Raw genomic sequence first — 19,384 nt, forward strand, 5'->3', positions numbered from 1 at the left:
CGGCGCTCGTTCCCAACTCAGGCGGTCGCGGCGTCCGCCTCGACGCTCGCGCCCGTCTCCCCGCGAACCTCGGTTTCCGATTCGGTGGACCCGTTCCCGTGTTCGAGCGGCTCGCTCGCGTCCTCGGCCCGGGGCGGTTCCCCGTCGCCGTCAGGGTCGTCATCGAGCGACGTGCGGTCGGTGTGGAGCACGGAGAGGTCACCCGCGACGAAGCAGGCGACCGCCTCGCCGCCGACCGCCGCACTCACCCGGACGGCGAGCGGGTCCGTCGAGACGACGCGCTCGCGCCACTCCGGACCGACGTTCCAGAGCGGCCGCTTCGAGAGGTCGATGCCGGCCGCGTGAAACGTCGAGACGACCGCCGGTTCGTCGAGCACCGTCAGCGTCACCGGACAGCGGAGCCGGTAGCCACAGGCCCCGCAGGTCATCCGGGCGCGGGCGGCGGGAGCCGCGACGTCATCCTCATCCTTGGCCGCAGCGTTCCCGTCGCCCTCGGCCGGCCGGTCGGGGAGTTCGGCCACCGTCTCCGCGGAACCGCCACACTCCGGGCAGGTGCCGCCGGCCATGGTGGTGATGCGCCCGCGGTGGTAGCGGTCGACCGCCCCCGGGAGCGCGCTGTCGTCGTGGGTCCGGTAGCCCGCCGGTGGGAACGGCAGCGCGAGCACCTCGCGCTCGCAGCCGGTGCAACCCACCGTCAGGACGGTGTCGTCGCCGGCCGCCTGCAGCGCCGACGCCGCACAGAAGGGACAGGGCGCATCCAGTTCGACCGGGTCGCGGTCGACGCTCTCCGTGAGCGCCCCCGACACGACGGCTCGCGCGACACGACGCCCCGCGGCGGTCAGCCGGTACCCCTCGAAATCGTCCGTGCTCGCGTCGGAGCCGGCGTCACGGTCCGTGTCGTCGAGCGCGACCTTCTCCAGATAGGTGTCCGGGAGCTGGCGGAGGTGGTAGGCGAACCCGGCAGTCGTCTCCTCGTCGCTCGCCTCGAACAGCGCCGAGAACGGGCGCGTCGCCGGGGCGCCCTCGTCGCGTTCGGCCTCGAACAGCGTCCGCACGATTCCCATCCGCGTCTCGCTGCCGAGCGCACCGAAGGTATCGCTTGCCACCGACTCCTCCGCTTCGGCCCTGGCGTCGCTGGCTGGGGCCGACGGGGCGTCACTCATTACACCTGATTGGTCGGGAACGCGGTTAAGCCACCCGGCACCCGCAATCGCCACCGGTGGCGTAACCTCGAACAGTTACGCTCGGGCGTTGTCTAGCCGTATCGTTAAACATCTCCGGACGAACTGGCGGGTATGTTAGTGGACGGTTTCGGGCGGGAGCTGACAGGGGTCCGGGTGTCACTGACCGATCGCTGTAACTTCGACTGCGTCTACTGCCACAACGAGGGGCTCGGCGACACCCGTGGGCCGATGGAGCCCGCCGACGACGAGATGGGGACCGACGACGTCGTTCGCTTCCTCGAGGTCGTCGCCGAGTTCGGCGTGGGGAAGGTGAAGTTCACTGGCGGCGAGCCGATGCTCCGCGAGGACCTGGAGGAGATCGTCCGCCGCGCACCGGACGGCATGGAGACCTCGCTCACCACCAACGGGACCTTCCTCCCCGGGCGGGCGGAGGCACTCTGCGAGGCCGGGCTCGACCGGGTGAACGTCTCACAGGACGCGCTCGACCCGACCGCGTTCGAGGATGTCACCCAGAGCACACAGTACGACGCTGTGCTGGAGGGTGTGCAAGCCGCCGTCGACGCCGGGCTGACGCCGGTGAAGCTGAACATGGTCGTCTTCGAACAGACCGCGGGCTACGTCCCGGAGATGGTCGACCACGTCGCCGCCAACGAGGGGCTCCAGCTCCAGCTCATCGAGTACATGCCCGAGCTCGCCGGCCGCCCCGAGTGGGCCGTCGACATCGACCGCGTCCACGGCTGGCTCGAGGAGCAGGCCGACCGCATCGAACACCGCGAGATGCACGACCGGCGCCGCTACTGGGTCCCCGACGACGACGGCGACGGCGAGGGGATGGTCGAGATCGTCGACCCCGTTGGCAACGAGGAGTTCTGCGCCAACTGCCATCGGGTGCGGGTCACGCACGAGGGTTATCTCAAGGGCTGTCTCAACCGCAACGACGACCTGAAGCCGATGGGCGAGATGACGAAGCCCGACATCCGGGAGACCCTCCGCGAGACCGTCGAGGACCGCGTCCCGTACTACGGCGAGTACATGATACGGGACGACGACGGTGACTGGGTGATCAACGAGGAGTACATCGGCGCCTGAGCGGACGACAGCCGCTCCAGTGCGGTCCGGTCAGTCGCCTTCGGCCGCCTCGGCACAGATGTCGGTCACGTTCTCGATCACCGACCGATACTGCTGGTAGAGGTCCTTCCCTCTCGACTCGTCGCCGGCCGCGAACGCTCCCATCGCGTCGGCGCCGGCCCGCGCTCCGCCCTCGAGCTCCGACAGGCGACAGGCGAACTCCCGGTGCTCGGCGTCCGTCGCGATACCGCGCCGGGCGGCCGTTCTGAGCGAGGGAGCGCCCTCCGCCGCGTTGGACACAGCCGCCTGGAAGGCCGAACGTGCGCCCTCGTGATCCCCATCGTCTCGGTGACGCTCCTCGGCCCGGGACAGCGACCGTAATGTCAACCCGAAGGTGGCGAACCCCGCCGCCGAGGGACGGAACCGACCGACGATGCGTCCGGCAGCCCTTAGTCCGTCGCGCTCGGTCGGCAGTTCGAACCCGTCGACGGCGACCGGCCCCTCCGTCTCCCTGACCTCCTCCAACCGTGCCCGAGCACGCGCACGGAGTTCGTTCGCCCGTCCGAAGCGCTCGGCCCCCTGTTGCAGGGTCTCGGCTGCCTCGCCGGGACGCTGTTGCAGGCTCCCGACACCGAGTTCGTAGTCGATGAACGCGTTCAGCAGGCCCCGATGGACGAACCGTTTCGCCCGCAGGTACAGCGAGAGCCGCAGCAGTCGCTCGACGGTCGCTGCCTGCTCTCCGGTCGCATCGCTGCTCACCGCTTCCAGTCGCTCTCGCGCGGCGACGGTCCGCTCCTCGGCCGCACTCAGGCCCTCGGAGTAGCCCGGTGACCCGTCCTCACTGTATATGCCCGGGCCGTCGTCCTCGACGACCTCGGCGGCCTCGATAGCCCCGAGTGCGTCGGCCAGTTGGCTTCGAGACTCCTCGATCGCCGCTTTGACCGCCCCCGGCCGCGGTGTGGGGCTCGGACTCGCCGATGGCGTGGTGAACGTCGGTGCGTCCGTCGTCCCCGTCCTCGATGTGGGTTCGTCCCCGTCGTCGGTCGTGCCTCCACATCCGGCGATGAAGGCCGCGGCCGCGACCACGAACGACCGCCTATCCATCGTATCCCTCGCCGTACCGCGGCGGGTCCCCCGGACCGTCGCAGTCCCGCGCCGTGAACGTCTGTGTCACGTACACCCGGGCGTCGGCGGTCACGTAGACGCCGATTCCCTCGTATGCCCACTCGTCGCTGAGGAGGTTCTCGCGATGGCCTTCTTCGGAAGCGAGCCAATAATTCGTGGCGAATGTAGCCATCATGTCACCAGATATTGATTTCGCTCCTTTTTGTGTTATATCTGACATGTACAGATTCTCTGAAATATCTGTGCAGTATATGTCAAAAGCTTCCATCCGTTCTGAACTACTTCCGCCGATATTGTGCTTTACCTCGTCTAAGTCAGCTAATTTTTGACTATACTTTCTTGACACGTAGGCAATCTGTGGGTCATAGGCAACTGTCTCGAGCCCCCGACTCTCCCGTACCCGATTGGTCTCCTCATGGATCGCCAGCTCGTACGGGACGACCTCGTCGACCTCGGTATGTTCGCTGGCAACGAAATCGGTCATCGGTTTCGGTGTAGGAGACGGCGTGGAGCCAGTGTCGCCGATTCCACTACAACCGGTGAGCGGAATCGATGATCCGGCGATTCCGAGGAGCAGTCGTCGTCTGTTCATTCGATGATCACGCGGAATCCATATTTACAGGTCCCATGCGGAGTCGGAACCGGGGCTGATATCGGGGCCGTTCGAACTGCCGGAACCCGAAGAACTGGCCGTATCCGACTCGGAGCTGTCGTCTGTGCCACTGGCTGAATCGGGGATGTTCCACGAGGGTCCGTCCGTACCATCGTCGCTCGAACCATCGCTGGATGTGGAGTCATCGGCGCCGGATTCCAAGTCGGAGAGCGGGTTCAGCGCATCTACAGCATCCATTACTGTATCCGCGGGTCCGTCGCTGCTATCGCTCGGTGGTCCCTCTCGCGAGGAGGTCTGCCGAGCACTGGACCCGACTGAACTGCTGGCATCCACGCCGTCGGGTGCGCTCCCATCGGTCACGGAGCTAGCCTCTCCACCGGCGGGTTCGGGCTTGCTCTCCTCAGATGACCCCGTCGAACTGTCGTCCGAATCGGGGGCCGAGGTCGTCCCTGCTGAGGTACCCTCAAGCGCGTCCTCTGCCCGGTCCCCGAGGATATCGGAGGCATCCTCGACGGAGGTGCCATCGTCGAGCAGTCGATCCCTGAGCGTCAGGCCCTCGTAGTAGACGTTCTCCGCACGGTCGGCGGCCGACGCTCCAACCTCCGTCACCGGATCGATGGTATCGAGGGGAGTGCCACCGCTCTCGGAGCGTTCAGCCGGAGCAGGAGCGATGGACTGCTCGGATGACTCGATCGGCGCGGCCTCACTATCGACGTCCTCGGGGCCGTTCCGGAACCGGTTCACGATGTCCTGTCTGGAGTCCTGCTTGACCACGACAACGTACCGGTCCGCATCCGGGTCGACCCCGTCGACAACGGTGGGGTCGGTCAGTGCCCGATCATCGGTGAACAGCAACTCCGACGGTGACTCGTCGGGAGCGGTTTCGACCCTGCCGTATTCACCCTGGCTCGTTCGCACTGCGCGCCGCGCGGTCGATTCGTCGACACGCTCTCGGCGTAACACTCGCTCCTCCTGTCCTGCCACGGTCTCACCGGAGTTCCGGGCGATGTGGACGAATCCCTCTCCCGCGTCGGCGACGCTTCCGACGAACCCACCACCCATACGTTCTGCGTCCTCGCCGTACGTCTCTCGTGTCAAGCCCCGTACGTCACTGGTTGCTTGGACGTTTGTGTCCGAGCCGATGATGATCACTCGGTCAGTCTCTGTCGGTCTTCCAATTTCAGACTCACGGATTTTTGTCCTTTCACACTCTTCCACACGAATCTGCCCGGTAGCCGTGCTCTTCTGGCCGTCGTCGTCGGCAGCGTGGAACGTGCGCGAGTAGACGCCGGGTTCACCCGGAGTGAAACTGGCGTCGCCACCGGTCCACCAGGTCCGCTCGATACGGTCACCGGCCCGTGGCGTGGTCGTGCCGTCTAACCTCACCGGCTCCCCGACACAGCTGGTACCGGAGACCGACACCGTCGTTTCGGGTGGTAGGTCCTGGCTCCCGACGTAGACGGTATGCCGGGCGGTCCGCGTGTTCCCCTCGCCGTCGTGGACGGTCGCGCGGAGCGTGCGCTCGGTCGCCGCGTCGGGGAACTGTCGGAGGACAATGGTCCCCGTCTCGCCACCGGCCCACTCGACGCGGTCGATACCGTCCGGGTAGTCTCGCGCGTCGGCCTCGAAGGTGTGGCTCGACCCCGGCGCCACGACGGTCGGGCCGCTGATGGTGATGGTCGGCGGCTGGTCGGTGACGCCACCGCACTGGCCCAACGGCCGGAGGTACCGCTCGCCGTCGGGGCAGGCTGGGACTGACCCGGAGCCGGGGCCAGTGGAGGACGTTGTTGTCGTCCCGGCCGAGTCCGAACTCCCGGTCGGTGTCGGCTCGGACGGCCTCTCCGGACCTGACGGGGGGCTCGTATCCGGGGCGGGGGCGGACGGGGGCGGACCGCCGGACGCCACGTCGACGTAGAGCGTGTCCGAGGCCGAGTGGCCGTCGTCGTCCCAGACGGTCACAGTCGCCTCGTAGCGGCCGGGCTGGCGGGCCGCGAAGCTCGTCCGCGCCGCGCTGGCGTTCGCGGGTCGGACGGTCAGTCCGGCCGGCGTCTCGATGCTCCAGCGGTACGTTCGGACGGCACCGTCCGGGTCACGGGACCCGGCGGCGTCGAGGAGGACCGTCGCGTTCCGGGAGACCTGTTGGTCGAGGCCGGCATCGGCGAGCGGTGCCTCACCGGCGGCCACGACCCCGCCGGTGCCGAGCGCCGCCGCCAGCACCACCACGAGGAGCCACGCTGGTCGGAGAGTGCTTCCGTTCATCTTCCTTGTATTGGATTTACCCAGACCAGTACATAAAATTACGTGATTCAGCGCCTGATCAGAACTCCGAACAGTAGCTAATAGCGTTTAGACCGGTACCGCACAGTGCGAACAGGGGCGAACCATGGGGGACTGTTGCCGCCGAGAATCGGCATCATGGCCGAGGTGGCCGGCGAGACACGCATGGTGCTGGGGCTCGGGGCCTGATCCGGGCGGCATCAGTCGCTGTCGGCGCGGGGCCCGCTGCCAGGATCCTCCGAGTCGGGGATGGCCTCGCCGATGGCGACGGCGAACCGTTCCATCTCCCGGAGGTCATCAACAGCGTCATCCAGCCGGTCCTGGAGCTCCCTGCGCCGCTCGACGAGTCGCCGGTAGGCGCCGTGGTCTGCCAGCTCGGCGGCGCCGTGTTCGGTCTCTATGAGGGCGGTGCGACGGGCGACGGAGTAGAACTCCCGCAGGACGGTGTCGTACGTCCGCCTGGCGAGCAGGCTCTCGACGCAGTCGAACAGGGCGTCCTCGTCGACGGGTTTCCGGAGGTAGTCGTCGAACCCCGTCTCGGCGATATCGGGGGAGGGCCCCACGCCGATCAGCATCACCGCGCGGCAGTCGTGGCCCGCCTCGCGGAACCGCGAGAGCACCTCGTCGCCGGACAGATCCGGCATCCGCCGGCCCAGGAGCGCGACGTCGACCGCCCCGTCGAATTCGGCCAGGGCCTCTCGGCCGCCGTAGGCACGATGGACCCGGAAGGTGCTCTCCAGCCGTGTGGCCTGCCGGTCAACGATGTCGGGCTCGTCATCGACGACCAGGACGGTCGCGCGGTCACCATTCGGCATGAGCAGCCCCCGTATGAGGGACGGACACCCGGATATTGCATAGTTCTTGCGTCAGACAACTGTATAATCTTCTAAACAACAGGTCAACTGGTAGTTTGCCGGGGTTTCGGGGCTGATTTTTGTTTAACGAACAGTCAGGCAGTCGCGTCCCGTTCCAGTTCGTCGAACGCCATGCGGACGATGCGGGCCTCCACGAGGTCGCGCTCGTCGTGGAGCGCGTCGTCGTCGTCGTACTCGGTGACGACCGTTTCGGCATCGGTCCGCATCTCCTGCTCCAGCGGGCGCTGGTCCGGCTCGTCCCGAACGTCGTTCAGCAGCGCCTCGAAGTCCTCCCGGAGGACGAACGAGGCGTGGGCGACGTTGCACCGTGGCAGCGGGCTCATCCCCGCGTCCAGCACGACGTCGGTGACGGTCTCCCAGTCGGACTCACAGAAGTGCAGCGAGACGTCGCCCTCGATGTCGCGCCAGGCGATGGGACCGGAGTTATCGAGCAGCTGGACCGCGCGCGGGGGAATCTCGATGCGGGCCGTCGTCTCCTCGCGACCGCAGAGGCAGCAGGGTTGTCCCGTCTTGCCCGTGTACATGCCCGGGTGGAGGGGCTACGGCGGCAAAGGTCCCGCGTTCGCGGCGGCGCCGACCCCCCCTCCATGGACTCAGTCCTCGCGGTCGAACAGCCCGGTCGAGACGTACCGCTCCCCGGAGTCCCAGTAGACGGTGACGACGAGCGGGCAGTCCTCGGGGACCGCGACCCCCTCGTCGGCCGGCTCGTCCGACAGCAGCCGCGTCTGGTTGTCGGGGGTCGGGCAGTCGCCGCCCGCGTGGGGGCCGTCGTCGGCGAGTCGGCGGGCGACCCGCCTGGCCGCGAGGTTCGACGCGGCCGAGGACTGGCCGACCAGGATGCCCTCCTCACAGGCGAGTCGGCGGACCTCCGCCTCCGCGCTGTCGATGTCGACCGTCTCCACTCCGTCCAGGAGGTCGGTGTCGAGGTTCGGACTCACGAAGCCGGGACCCATCCCCTGGAAGTCGTCGTCGCCGGGCTCGCCACCACTGAGGACGGCGTTCTCGGCCGGCTCGACGCCGATGACCTCCATGTCGGGGAACGCCTCGCGGAGCCGCCGGCCGACCCCGGTGATGGTGCCCCCGGTGCCGATGCCGGCAACCAGGGCGTCGATCTCCGCGTCCCCGACCTGATCCAGGATCTCCGGCCCGGTCGTCCGGTAGTGGGCCTCGGGGTTGGCCGGGTTGTCGAACTGCTGGAGTTGGACGGCGCCCGCCTCGGCCTCGAGCTCGTCGGCGCGGTCCTTGGCCGCGGAGATGTCCCCCTCGACGAGTTCGATATCGGCGCCGTACGCCCGCATCACCTGCCGACGCTCGGGTGATTTCGAGGCCGGCATGACGAGCGTCGCGTCGTACCCCTTCGCCGCGGCGACGAGCGCGATGCCGATGCCGGTGTTGCCCGACGTCGGCTCGACGATGCGGTCGCCCGGCTCCAGGTCGCCGTCGCGCTCGGCGGCCTCCACCATCGCGACCGCGGGGCGGTCCTTGGCGCTCCCGCCGGGGTTGCGCGATTCGATCTTGGCGGCGACCACGCTCCCGGGCGGCGCTTCGACCTGCACGAGCGGTGACCTGAGCGTCCGCAGGATACCCTGGTCCATTGGCTGCGGCTTCGAGACGGCGGGGTTTGAACCCGACGGAGCCGCCCATCGCGGGCGGTCAGGCGCGACGGAACTCGAACACGAACGCCGCGCCGCCCAGGTCGGCGTCCTCGACGCGGACATCGCCGTCGTACTGCTCCATCATCCGGTCGACGAAGAAGAGGCCGAACCCGCCCTCGCCGCTTGACTCCCCGCGGTAGAAGACCCGCTCCTTCCGCTCGTCCGGCACGCCCGGCCCGTCGTCGGCGACGCGGACGGTCACGCGGTCCTCACCGGACGTGACCGTCACCCGGATGCCCGGGGTGGCACCGTCGTGGTGGGCGACGGCGTTGGTCAGGACGTTGCCGAGCACGTCCGAGAGGATCTCGTTGGCCACGACCTGCGGGCCACCGCCGTCGGGGAGCCCCTCGACCGTCACCGTCGCGTCGAACGACTGTCGGACCGTCTCGGCCTGCGCACGTAGCGCCGCGCCGAGGTCCATCCCCCGGAGGTCCGGCTCCTCGTCGATGATGGTGTCGATGACTGCGCCCGTACGCTCGACCTCCCGCCCGATCTCCTCGGCCTGGGCCTCGATGGTCTCGAGGAACTCCGGTGCCCGGTCATCCATGTCGGCGACCGTCCCGGCACCGTCGAAGTCGTCGCGGAGGAACCCCGCCCGCGACTCGATGATCATCACGCTGTTGTTGATGTCGTGGCGGAGCACGCGGTTGATGAGCCTCAGGTCCTCGTTCGTCTCGCGGGCCTCCTCGAGGAGTCGCTCGGCCTCCTCCTGGGCCACTACCAGTTGCTGGCGGTTGGCCTCGGCCTCCTCGCGGGCGCGTTCGGCCTCCTCGCGGGCGTACTCGGCGACCCGGGCGTCGCGGCGCTGGCGGGCGTACAGTGCCCCGATGATCGCCCCCGCGATACCGCCGCCGCCCGCCGCCGTGAACAGGACGAACAGCGCCTCCGCGATCACCCGGCCCTCGGCCGCACGGATGATCATTGTCAGCGTGATGATACCCGTGAACACCGCGCCGCCGGCGAGCGTCACCTGGGCCACGCGCCACCGCTCGCCGCGGTCGAACCCGGACCGCGAGAGCCGGACGCCGGCATAGAGCAGCCCGGTCGACAGCGAGAGCCCGATCAGCGCCGCGGCCAGCGGCGGCAACTCGACGGCCAGCGTCCGCTGCTCGCGGAGGAAGTTCCAGACCGTCGTCGCCAGCAACCCGATGCCGAACGCGAGTATGAGAAGCGAGGGACCCCGGACGCGGAGGGTGTCGACCGGTTCGGAACCGACGTCGCTCGCCGACTCCGTCGGCTCGGAACGAGCCCCCATTGCGTGATTCTCATTCCAGCCCGCCACTTGATACCTGTGGCCGGACGGCGACGAACGGTCGGGACGAGCGGCTCAGTAGTGCCAGGGGAACTCGGAGAAGTCCGGGTCACGACCCTCGTTGAACGCGTCCCGGCCCTCGGCGGCCTCGTCAGTCATGTACCCCAGCCGCGTCGCCTCGCCCGCGAACACCTGCTGGCCCACCAGCCCGTCCGTGTCCATATTGAACGCGTACTTCAGCATCCGCATCGCCATCGGCGATTTGCTCGTCATCTCGGCGGCCCACTCCAGAGCCACGTCCTCCAGCTCGTCGTGAGGGACCGCCGCGTTCGCCATCCCCATCTCGACGGCCTCCTCGGCGGAGTAGGTCTTCCCGAGGAAGAACACCTCGCGGGCCTTCTTGTGGCCGACCTGGTTGGCGAGGTAGGCCGACCCGAAGCCGGCGTCGAAGCTCGCCACGTCGGGGTCCGTCTGGAGGAACTTGGCGTGCTCCGCGCTCGCGAGCGTCATGTCACAGACCACGTGCAGCGAGTGGCCGCCGCCGACCGCCCAGCCCGGCACCACACAGAGCACGGGCTTCGGGAGATGCCGGATGAGCCGCTGCACCTCCAGAATATGGAGTCTGGGTGCCTGCTGGCCACCACCGCCGTCGGGAGCGGGGTCCTCGCCGGCGGTGTACTCGTAGCCGGCGTCACCGCGGATGGCCTGGTCGCCGCCCGAGCAGAACGAGCGCCCGCCGTCCTTCGGGGAGGGGCCGTTCCCCGTGAGGACCACGCAGCCGATGTCCGTCCGGCGTTTGGCGTCGTCGAGCGCGGTGTAGAGCTCGTCGACGGTCTCCGGGCGGAAGGCGTTGCGCTTGGCGGGCCGGTCGAAGGCGATCCGGACGGCCGGCACGTCGGTCCCCCGGTGGTAGGTCAGGTCGCGGAAGTCGAACCCGTCGACCGGTTCCCATGCGTCGGGGTCGAACGTCTCGGAGACGGACATACCGGTGTCTCGCCGGGACGGGGCAAAAACGCCCGGACGGCGGCGATTCGGGCTGGGAGCGCGACGCGAGACCGAGCGGTGTCGGGGATGTCCGGCGGATAGCCACGACGAGCCAGTGTCTCGGATGCAGTCCGTCGCCCGTTCGACCGATTTCACCCACATGGCGGTACTCGAGGCGTCCCACAGGATGCGCTCAGCGGTAGAGCGAGAGGTAGATCATCAGGAACCCGACGATGAACGGGACCGTCTCGGCGACCTGCAGGTAGACCAGTTCCGAGCCGGCAGCCGCGCCCGTGGTGCCGATCTGCGTGGTGAGGTTGGTGACGGCCACGCCCATGCTGATGAAGGCGAAGCCGATGAAGGCGTACTGGAGCCGCTGGGACTGCCGGCGCTGGTAGGACTGGAAACTGATGACGGTCAGTCCCAGCGAGAGCCCGAACAGTATCAGCCGCATGAGGATGAGCACCCCCTGCAACACGTCGACCATCCTTACTGTGGAGGCGTCCCACCGGGTCAAAAAACCACCCGGTCGGTTTCCGACTCGGGAGCCGCCCCGTCACTCGGACTCGGCGCCGAGTTCGTCCCAGAGCTTGCCGAACCGGTCTGGGAGGTTCTCCTCCCGGTAGATGCGCATCTTGTACTCCTCGTCCTCTAAGCTGATGACGGTAGAGTCGAAGTTACACTCGTAGATGTTGTAGTGGTTGCCGTCCTCCGCGACCGCCGTCCGCTCGGTGATGAGTTCGTGCTCCTGAAGTAGCTCTAGCCGCCGGTAGATGGTCGGCAGCGAGAGGTCGCACTCGCCGGCCAACTCCTTCGCCGAGCGGGGGTTCCGGCTGATGGCCGCGAGGACCCTTCTGGCGTGTTCATCGCCGATCGTGTTCAGTATCTCCTCGATACTGCGCTCTTCATCCACACGCGGAGGTCGGAGGGGCAGGTCAAAGGCTTTTCTGCCACCCCCCCGCCGGCGCGGCGTCGGGGGCGGTTTCAAGTATCCCCACTGCCTCCGCCGGGACATGTACGACGCCATCCTGCTCGCGACCGACGGCAGCGAGGCCGCCGGCGCCGCGCTCGACCACGCCGTCACGACCGCCGACGCCCACGGCGCCACGCTGCACGCCCTCTCGGTCGCCGACGAGCGCATCGCGCTCGCGGCCGACGACACCGACGACACTCGGGCGGAACTGCGCGAGCGCGCACAGACGGCCGTCGACGACGCCGCCGGGACCGCGAGCGCCAGTGGGGTCCACGTCGAGACGGATGTCCGCGACGGCGTCCCCTTCCGCGAGGTGCTCGCCTGCGCGGCCGACGTGGACGTGGGCCTCATCGTCGTCGGCACACACGGCCGCGAGGGGCGCGAGAAACGGATCAACATGGGCTCGACGGCCGAGCGGGTCGTGAACGGGGCCGACAGGCCGGTGCTGGTGGTGCGGTAGGGGGGCGGGGGCCACGCTGCGGTTGCACGCACCCCCGGCCCGGCCGGGGCTAGTCGCGCGCGCCGACCGTGTTCCGCAGCGTCCCGATGCCCTCGTACCGGATTTCGATCTCGTCGCCCGGCTCGACGAGGCCGGGGTTGGCCGGCGAGCCGAAGGAGACCACGTCGCCGGGCGTCAGGGTGAACCGCTCGGAGATGAACGCCACCACCTCGCGCGGCCCGATGAACATGTTCTCGGTGTTGTCGTGCTGGCGGCGCTCCCCGTTGATGTGGGTCTCCATCTCCAGACCCACGGGGTCGACGTCCGTGTCGACGACGGGTCCGAGCGGGCCGCTCGCGTCGAACGCCTTCCGCGCCGTGCGGCGCTCCTGGTCCAGGCAGTCCAGGTCGTTGAGTATCGTGTACCCCTCGATCACGTCGTCGACCGCGTCCTCGGCGACGTGCGTGCAGCGCTCGCCGATGACCGCCGCCAGCTCGCCGGCGTAGGTCAGCTCCGAGGAGAAAGCGGGGTACGGGATTGGCTGCTCGGGCGGGTGCAGCGAGACGGGCGGCTTGATGAAGAAGTCGGGCTCGTCGGGGATCTCGTAGTCCATCTGCTCGACCTTCTCGCCGAAGTTGCGGCCGACGCAGTAGAACACCGACGGCTCGCAGGGCGCACGCAGCGTCGCCTCGTCGGTCGCCACGTCGTACGTCCCCGAGTCGACCGTGACCACGCCATCCTCGTACTCGCCGCGCTCGACGCCCGCGTCCGTCTCGATGCGCGCTAGCTTGGGCATGACGGGGTGCGCGGCCGTCGGCGGTAGGAACCTGTCGGTTCCGGCTCGCCGGCGGGTGCGAACCCGCCACCGACGCCACCCTCCGGGCGGTCCAGTCCTGCCCGGAACGCACCACCTAAATGCGACCACCACACAAACGATACCAATGAACGGCAACGAGTTCGGCCGGCTCTTCCGGTTCACGACGTTCGGCGAGAGCCACGGCGAGGCGATGGGCTGCACCGTCTCCGGCTGTCCCGCGGGCGTCCCCATCGACGAGGAGACGGTCCAGCGCGAGCTCGACCGGCGCAAGCCCGGCCAGTCGATGATCACGACCTCCCGGGGCGAACCCGACGAGGTGTCGATCAAGTCCGGCGTGCAGGACGGCTACACCACCGGGACGCCGGTCGGGATGGTGATCCAGAACAAGGACGCCCGCTCGGGGAAGTACGAGCCGTTCGTGACGGCCCCGCGGCCGAGCCACGGCGACTACACCTACTCGACGAAGTTCGGCACTCGGAACTGGGGCGGCGGCGGGCGCTCCTCGGCCCGGGAGACGGTGAACTGGGTCGCCGCGGGCGCCGTCGCGAAGGCGGTCCTGGCGGCGAGCGACCACGACGTGCGGATCAAGGCCCACGTCAACCAGATCGGCGACATCCGGGCGCCGGAGGTGAGCTTCGAGGAGATGCTCGAACACACCGAGGAGAACGAGGTGCGCTGTGCCCACCCGGAGACCGCCGAGGAGATGCGTGAGGCCATCGACCGCTACCAGGAGGAGGGCGACTCGATCGGCGGCGTCATCGAGTTCGAGATGCGCGGGGTGCCGCGGGGGCTGGGTGCGCCCCGGTTCGACTCGTTCCCGGCGCGGCTCGGACAGGCCATGCTGTCCGTTCCGGCGACGACGGCCTTCGAGTTCGGCCTCGGACGCGAGGCCGCGTCCGTCCGGGGCATCGACCGGAACGAGGACTGGACCCGGATGGGGGCCGAGGACGCACCGGAGGACGTCGTCGCCGAGGCGGGCGACCCCGTCCCCGTCGGCAACGACCACGGGGGGCTCCAGGGCGGCATCACCACCGGCGAGCCCATCTACGGCGAGATGACCTGGCACGCGCCGACCAGCATCCCGAAGGAGCAGACCACCTACGACTGGGAGACGGAGGAACAAAAACAGGTGCAGGTCGTCGGCCGCCACGACCCCTCGCTCCCGCCGCGAGCCGTGCCCGTCGTCGAGGCGATGCTGCACTGTACGGTGCTCGACTTCATGCTGCTGGCCGGCCGCATCAACCCCGACCGGGTCGACGGCCGTCCCGGCGAGTACGAGACCGACTACCACCCCTCCTCGCCGCGGAACGACCCCGACGACGCCGCCACCAGCGCCGAGGTCGTGGACCAGGACGACGACTGACTACCCCGACCCGGGGGCGGTCGTTCCGGCTCCCGTCCGGGTCACGGCTCCGGCGTGTGGACCCGACCGTCGCCCGGAACCGGTCGCCGTCGAAGCGGAAGCGCCGGCTGCCGGCCCGGAAATCGACCCGTCGGAGGACCCGCCGGGCCACGGTCCCGTTGCCCGGAGCAGCCGCCGCGGACGCCCGCCGTCGCAGGTCCGTCCTCCCGTGCCGGGCGGGCATGAGGCTTCAGGCGCCGTTCGGGTCAGTCCTGCTCGTCCGCCCCCTCCTCCGCGTCGTCCGGGGCTCGGGCCGCCTCGAACTCCTCGCGGAGCAGCCCGTAGATGGCGACGTCGTGGTACGTCCCGTCCGTGTAGAGCGACTCCCGGCGCGTCCCCTCGTGGGTGAAGTCGGCCTTCTCGACGACGCGGCGGCTCGGGTCGTTGTCCGCGCGGACACGGCCCACGAGCGAGTGGGCGTTCAGCGAGTCGAACGCGAACGCCGCCAGCGTCCGGACGGCGTCGGTGGCGTACCCCTTCCCCTGGCCGCCCGGCAGGACGTAGTAGCTGACCTCGCCCTCGCGCGCCCGGTCGTCGTGCAGCGCGACCCCCGCCCAGCCCTGGACCGTCCCCTCGGCGCGTATCGCGCAGATGGCCCCCTCCGTCCCGCGCCGCTCGCGGATGCGGTCGCGGGCCTCCGCGGCCGTCAGGCCGGCCTCGTAGCCGCCGGTCTCGCGCATCGGCTGCAGGTTCCGCGTCTCTCGGTACGCCTCGACGTGGGTCCCGTCGTCCGGGTCCAGCGGTTCCAGCTCGACCCGCTCACCGCACAGGAAGGACATGGCTCGTGTTGGGTTGGCGGTCGCATAGATGTGGCGTCGGTGGTGTCGGCAGTGGGTTCGGCGGGCCCGTCCCGGGCCGGGCGGGCGGTTCTTCGACACCGACCCACATATATCTATAATACTCACTACAAGTCGATTTTGGACATTTTTGCCCTATTATACGCCACACACGAGGTAAGATACCGATAACAGGAACGAGCTGGTGGGACGGGCCCTCGTTCAGTGGAACCCGCGGCCCACGCCGTCGGCCTCGATGAGGTCGTCGAGCTCCGTCGAGAGCAGTTCGTCGGCCGCCTCGAAGACGTCCGAGAGGTCGTCGAGTTCGTCGGGCCGGTCGTCGAACTCGTACTCCATCGGGCCGAAGGCGGGGGCGTCAAGCGCCTCCATCACGTCGGCGAACAGCGCGTCGCCGGTCGTCGGCGCGTCGGCGTGGGTCTCGATGACCGCTTCCAGTTCCTCGGCGACCTCCGTCTCGGCGTCCTCGTCCTCGGGGGCCGACTGGACGCCGAACCGGCCGCCGTCATCCTCGTCGGGGAACAGCGGGTCGAGGTCGTCGTCGATGCGCCGGGCCACCTCGCCGCCGACGCCCTGTACGTCGAACGGGGTCCGGGCGTAGGTCTTGAGCTGGAACACCCCCGCGTCGGGGTGGCCGAGGAAGAGGTCCTCGCCGAGACCGTCACGGCGGTCGCCGGCGATGGCGCGCCAGCCGGCCGGGTCGGCGTTCGACTCGACCACCTCCTCGACGATGTCCTGCCGGTCGCGAGCGCGCATGTGGGCGCATCCGGCCGTCGGGCTCAAGAGCGTGTCGCCCGCGGGCGGTCACGGGGCCCGAGGTGTGGCTGACCGATACGCTCTTTCCCCCGACGGCACAGGGACCCCTGTGAACGTCCGTGGCCCGGTCGTCGATGTCGGCGAGACGCGAACGGTCAGTGGCGGGACCGAACTCGCGGAGGTGACGGTCCGGCCGGAGCGGGGTGCGGGCGCGCCGACGCAGGTGACGCTCTGGCGCAAGTGGGCCGAGTCGGCGGACTACCTCGAGCCGGGGATGGAGCTGCTCGTGACCGACGTCGAGACGGACGAGTGGCAGGGCGAGACCCAGTACGCGACCACGCCGACCTCGTGGGTGGTCGTGGAGCCGGATTTCCTCGTCGACGTGACGGGTATCCGGGCGTGGGTCCAGTGTCCCCGGATGTACTACCTGAACAAGCTCCAGGGGGTCCCGCTGAAGTACCCCGTGGTGAAGGGGACGGTCGTCCACGAGGTGTTCGGCGACCTGCTCCGGGGCGGGGATTTGGACGAGGCCGTCGAGAACCGGGTCGCCGACGCCGCGCTGGACATCGGCCTACTGGGGCTGGACGCCGACGAGGTCGCCGAGGAGGTCCGCGCGAACGCGGCCGCCATCGAGGCCTGGCTCCAGCAGGGGACGTTGACCGAGACCGACAGCTGGCGCTCGGAGCAGACGCTCATCTCGGAGACGTTCGGCATCAAGGGCCGGGCCGACGCCGTCCGCCGGGGCGCGCCGGTCGAGCTGAAGACGGGCAAGAACACGAAGGGCGAGCCCCGGTTCCAGGACAAGGTGCAGGCGGCGTGCTACGCGCTGCTGCTCGGCGAGTTCGCCGACGCCGGGGCGCCCGCGGCCGACGGTGGCGCGGCCGACGCCCCCATCGATGGCGGGGGCGAGACGGCCGCGGCCATCCCGGACACGGGGACGCTCATCTACACGAAGAACGCGGCGCTCGACCGGTCCGAGGCGTCCGGCGACCTCTCGCCGGCGAAGGACTTCTCCATCGGCCGGGGCTTCGCGGAGTACGTCCTCCGGGAGCGCAACCATCTCGCCGCGATGGAGCACGACCACTCGGTCCCGACGGGGTACGAGGCCGAGGCCAAGTGCGAGTACTGCTTCGAGCAGGACCCGTGTATGGCCGTCGCCGGCCGGCTGGAACAGGAGGCCAAGGCCGGCGCCATCCCCGGCATCGCCGTCCCCGACGAGGAGCAGGCCTACTTCGACCGCTTCTACCGCGCCATCGAGGCGGAGCGACGGGAGGTCCACCGCGAGTACCGCAAGCTCTGGGAGCAGTCCGCCCGGGAGCGGGCCGACGACGACCGCGCGCTGGTCGACCTCGAACCGGCGGGCCGCGAGCGCCGCGCCGACGGCCGCTGGGTGCTGCGGGCGCATCGTCCCGGCGAGGCCGTCTCGAAGATCCGCGAGGGCGACCTCGTGCTCGCGAGCGAGGGCCACCCCACCCGGACGAAGGCCGAACTCGCGCGCGTCGAGTCGCTCGGCGGCGCCGACGACGCGGTCGTGCTCACCGCGGACGAGCCGCTGGACGTCCGCCGGCTCGACGTCTACCCCTCCGAGCTGACGGTCGACCGGCAGCTGAACGCGCTGCACGATGCCATCCTCGCCGGCGACGAGGAGCGCAAGGACGTGCTGTTCGGCCGGCGCGAGCCCGCGTTCCGGGACGAGCACGGGACTTACATCGACAACAACGCCGCCCAGGACGAGGCTGTCAATCTCGCGCTGAACGCCGAGGACTTCGCGCTGGTCCACGGGCCCCCGGGGACGGGCAAGACCTACACCCTGGCGACGCTGGTGCGGGCGCTGGTCGAGCGGGGCGAGCGCGTGCTGCTGTCGGCGTTCACGAACAGAGCGGTCGACAACGCGCTCGAGGCGCTCCGCGAGCAGGGGTTCGAGGACGTCCTCCGGGTCGGCTCGGAGTCCGGCGTCCGCGCGGACATGCACGAGCACCTGCTCGACGAGACGGGCGACCCCGACCGGGTCGCCGGGGACCTGCGGGAGGCGCCCGTCGTCGCGGCGACGACCGCCTCCTGTGGCTCGCGGGCGGTGAAGTCCCGCGAGTTCGACGTGGCCGTCGTCGACGAGGCCGGCCAGCTCACCGAGCCCGGCACCTTCCTCGCGACCAACCGCGCCGACCGGTTCGTCCTCGTCGGGGACCACCAGCAGCTGCCGCCGGTCGTGCGCGCGGAAAACGATTTGCGGGAGTCGCTGTTCGAGCGCCTCATCGAGGCCCACCCGGACGCGGGCGTCATGTTGACCCGCCAGTACCGGATGAGCCAGCGGGTGCAGTGGTTCGCCTCCGAGGAGTTCTACGACGGCGAGTTGCGTCCGGCCACCCCCGAGGTGGCGGGCCAGCGGCTCGGCGACCTGCCCGGCGTCAACCCGGGGCGGCTGCCGGAGTCGCTACGGGATGCCGTCTCGTTCGTCGACCCGGACGGGCGGCAGGTCGGGAACACCAATCCGGCGGAGGCCGACGCCGTGGCCGACGCCGTCCGGTCGTATCTCGACGCCGGCGTCGCGGCCGCGGATATCGGCGTCATCGCGCCGTTCCGGGCGCAGGTCGCCGAGATCGGCAAGCGCCTCGACGGGACCGGCGTGACCGTCGACACCGTCGACCGGTTCCAGGGGTCGGCCAAGGAGGTCATCGTCGTCTCCGTCGTCGCCACCGGAACCGTCGAGAGTCCCGTCTTCGAGGACCACCGGCGGATGAACGTGGCGCTGACGCGGGCGAAGAAGGCGGTCGCGCTGGTCGGGGACCGGGACGCCCTGGAGTCCGACGCGTTCTACCGGCGGCTGCTCCGCTGGGCGGAGGGGTAGCGAGCTATCAGCCGGTGGTAGTCCGATCTGACGGTCACTGTTCCCGCCCTCGCCGAGGTTGCGCTCGCATGGCGGGCCCTCGCAGTATTCATAACACTCGAGGATGGGAATCGGCCTTCTCCCGACCTGGACCGCTGCACAGGCAGTCCCGGGCGGGTCCCCGGCCGCGACCGAATCGATGTCGAACACGCACTCCGAGCCGCCGTCATAGACGGCCGGGATCGGTTCTCAGGTGTTGTACTCCTACTGCGAAGCCGGACCGTGAGGTGGTCGCTCTCTGGCATAGGGGGGGGGGGATACCGCCGTCCCCGCCCGTTCGGCCGCG

The 19,384-nt window shown here is 69.4% G+C and carries 18 protein-coding genes; 4 read left to right on the plus strand and 14 right to left on the minus strand.

The features are described 5' to 3' along the window. Positions 1-17: 17 nt before the first annotated feature. Complete coding sequence (locus tag DP107_RS01060; RefSeq protein WP_185977119.1) at positions 18-1,163, minus strand: DUF7351 domain-containing protein; 1,146 nt, start codon at positions 1,161-1,163, stop codon at positions 18-20. A gap of 132 nt (positions 1,164-1,295) precedes the next feature. On the opposite strand from DP107_RS01060, the gene moaA reads away from it, so the two are divergent. Then, positions 1,296-2,273, plus strand: a complete 978-nt coding sequence (gene moaA / locus DP107_RS01065; RefSeq protein WP_144260277.1) for a GTP 3',8-cyclase MoaA — start codon at positions 1,296-1,298, stop codon at positions 2,271-2,273. Between the two features lie 30 nt (positions 2,274-2,303). On the opposite strand, the gene DP107_RS01070 is transcribed toward moaA, so the two are convergent. The 10 genes from DP107_RS01070 to DP107_RS01115 form a co-directional block, all read right to left on the minus strand. Further along, complete coding sequence (locus DP107_RS01070) at positions 2,304-3,356, minus strand: hypothetical protein (RefSeq protein WP_144260278.1); 1,053 nt, start codon at positions 3,354-3,356, stop codon at positions 2,304-2,306. Beyond that, positions 3,349-3,861: a CAP domain-containing protein gene (locus DP107_RS01075; RefSeq protein ID WP_238330732.1), complete on the minus strand. Its 513-nt coding sequence runs from the start codon at positions 3,859-3,861 to the stop codon at positions 3,349-3,351. Before DP107_RS01075 ends, DP107_RS01070 begins: the two co-directional genes overlap by 8 nt. 132 nt (positions 3,862-3,993) lie before the next feature. Beyond that, complete coding sequence (locus tag DP107_RS01080) at positions 3,994-6,249, minus strand: PKD domain-containing protein (protein WP_144260280.1); 2,256 nt, start codon at positions 6,247-6,249, stop codon at positions 3,994-3,996. Between the two features lie 218 nt (positions 6,250-6,467). Further along, on the minus strand, positions 6,468-7,082 hold the full coding sequence (locus DP107_RS01085; RefSeq protein ID WP_144260281.1) for a HalX domain-containing protein: 615 nt from the start codon (positions 7,080-7,082) through the stop codon (positions 6,468-6,470). A gap of 134 nt (positions 7,083-7,216) precedes the next feature. Then, the gene (locus DP107_RS01090; RefSeq protein ID WP_144260282.1) at positions 7,217-7,666 is read right to left on the minus strand and encodes a hypothetical protein; all 450 of its coding nucleotides are present in this window, start codon (positions 7,664-7,666) and stop codon (positions 7,217-7,219) included. A gap of 69 nt (positions 7,667-7,735) precedes the next feature. Beyond that, positions 7,736-8,737, minus strand: a complete 1,002-nt coding sequence (locus DP107_RS01095) for a PLP-dependent cysteine synthase family protein (protein WP_144260283.1) — start codon at positions 8,735-8,737, stop codon at positions 7,736-7,738. A 58-nt stretch (positions 8,738-8,795) separates the two neighbouring features. Then, positions 8,796-10,052 carry a sensor histidine kinase gene (locus DP107_RS01100; RefSeq protein ID WP_144260284.1) on the minus strand — a complete coding sequence of 419 codons (1,257 nt, stop codon included), beginning with the start codon at positions 10,050-10,052 and terminating at the stop codon, positions 8,796-8,798. 72 nt (positions 10,053-10,124) lie between these two features. After that, a complete protein-coding gene (locus DP107_RS01105; RefSeq protein ID WP_144260285.1) occupies positions 10,125-11,033 on the minus strand; it encodes a 1,4-dihydroxy-2-naphthoyl-CoA synthase in 909 nt (302 codons plus the stop codon). 193 nt (positions 11,034-11,226) lie between these two features. Then, positions 11,227-11,520, minus strand: a complete 294-nt coding sequence (locus tag DP107_RS01110; protein ID WP_144260286.1) for a DUF7521 family protein — start codon at positions 11,518-11,520, stop codon at positions 11,227-11,229. A 69-nt stretch (positions 11,521-11,589) separates the two neighbouring features. Then, positions 11,590-11,946, minus strand: coding sequence for a winged helix-turn-helix domain-containing protein (locus DP107_RS01115; RefSeq protein ID WP_144260287.1), 357 nt, complete (start codon positions 11,944-11,946; stop codon positions 11,590-11,592). Positions 11,947-12,046: 100 nt separating this feature from the next. Here DP107_RS01115 and DP107_RS01120 point away from each other — a divergent pair, with 100 nt between their 5' ends. Then, positions 12,047-12,466 (plus strand): universal stress protein, encoded by a 420-nt coding sequence (locus tag DP107_RS01120; protein WP_144260288.1) that lies wholly within the window; start codon positions 12,047-12,049, stop codon positions 12,464-12,466. Positions 12,467-12,515: 49 nt separating this feature from the next. On the opposite strand, the gene DP107_RS01125 is transcribed toward DP107_RS01120, so the two are convergent. Then, entirely contained in the window at positions 12,516-13,241 is a 726-nt protein-coding gene (locus DP107_RS01125; RefSeq protein ID WP_144260289.1) for a fumarylacetoacetate hydrolase family protein, read from the minus strand. A gap of 145 nt (positions 13,242-13,386) precedes the next feature. On the opposite strand from DP107_RS01125, the gene aroC reads away from it, so the two are divergent. Further along, positions 13,387-14,625 carry a chorismate synthase gene (gene aroC / locus DP107_RS01130; protein WP_144260290.1) on the plus strand — a complete coding sequence of 413 codons (1,239 nt, stop codon included), beginning with the start codon at positions 13,387-13,389 and terminating at the stop codon, positions 14,623-14,625. A 245-nt stretch (positions 14,626-14,870) separates the two neighbouring features. Here the strand turns inward: aroC and DP107_RS01135 are convergent, their stop codons facing one another. After that, on the minus strand, positions 14,871-15,443 hold the full coding sequence (locus tag DP107_RS01135) for a GNAT family N-acetyltransferase (RefSeq protein WP_144260291.1): 573 nt from the start codon (positions 15,441-15,443) through the stop codon (positions 14,871-14,873). A gap of 219 nt (positions 15,444-15,662) precedes the next feature. Beyond that, positions 15,663-16,214: a hypothetical protein gene (locus DP107_RS01140; protein WP_144260292.1), complete on the minus strand. Its 552-nt coding sequence runs from the start codon at positions 16,212-16,214 to the stop codon at positions 15,663-15,665. A 109-nt stretch (positions 16,215-16,323) separates the two neighbouring features. On the opposite strand from DP107_RS01140, the gene DP107_RS01145 reads away from it, so the two are divergent. Further along, positions 16,324-19,059, plus strand: a complete 2,736-nt coding sequence (locus DP107_RS01145; protein ID WP_144260293.1) for an AAA domain-containing protein — start codon at positions 16,324-16,326, stop codon at positions 19,057-19,059. Positions 19,060-19,384 lie beyond the last annotated feature (325 nt).

The sequence above is a fragment of the Haloglomus irregulare genome, assembly GCF_007421925.1.
GTDB lineage: Archaea > Halobacteriota > Halobacteria > Halobacteriales > Haloarculaceae > Haloglomus > Haloglomus irregulare.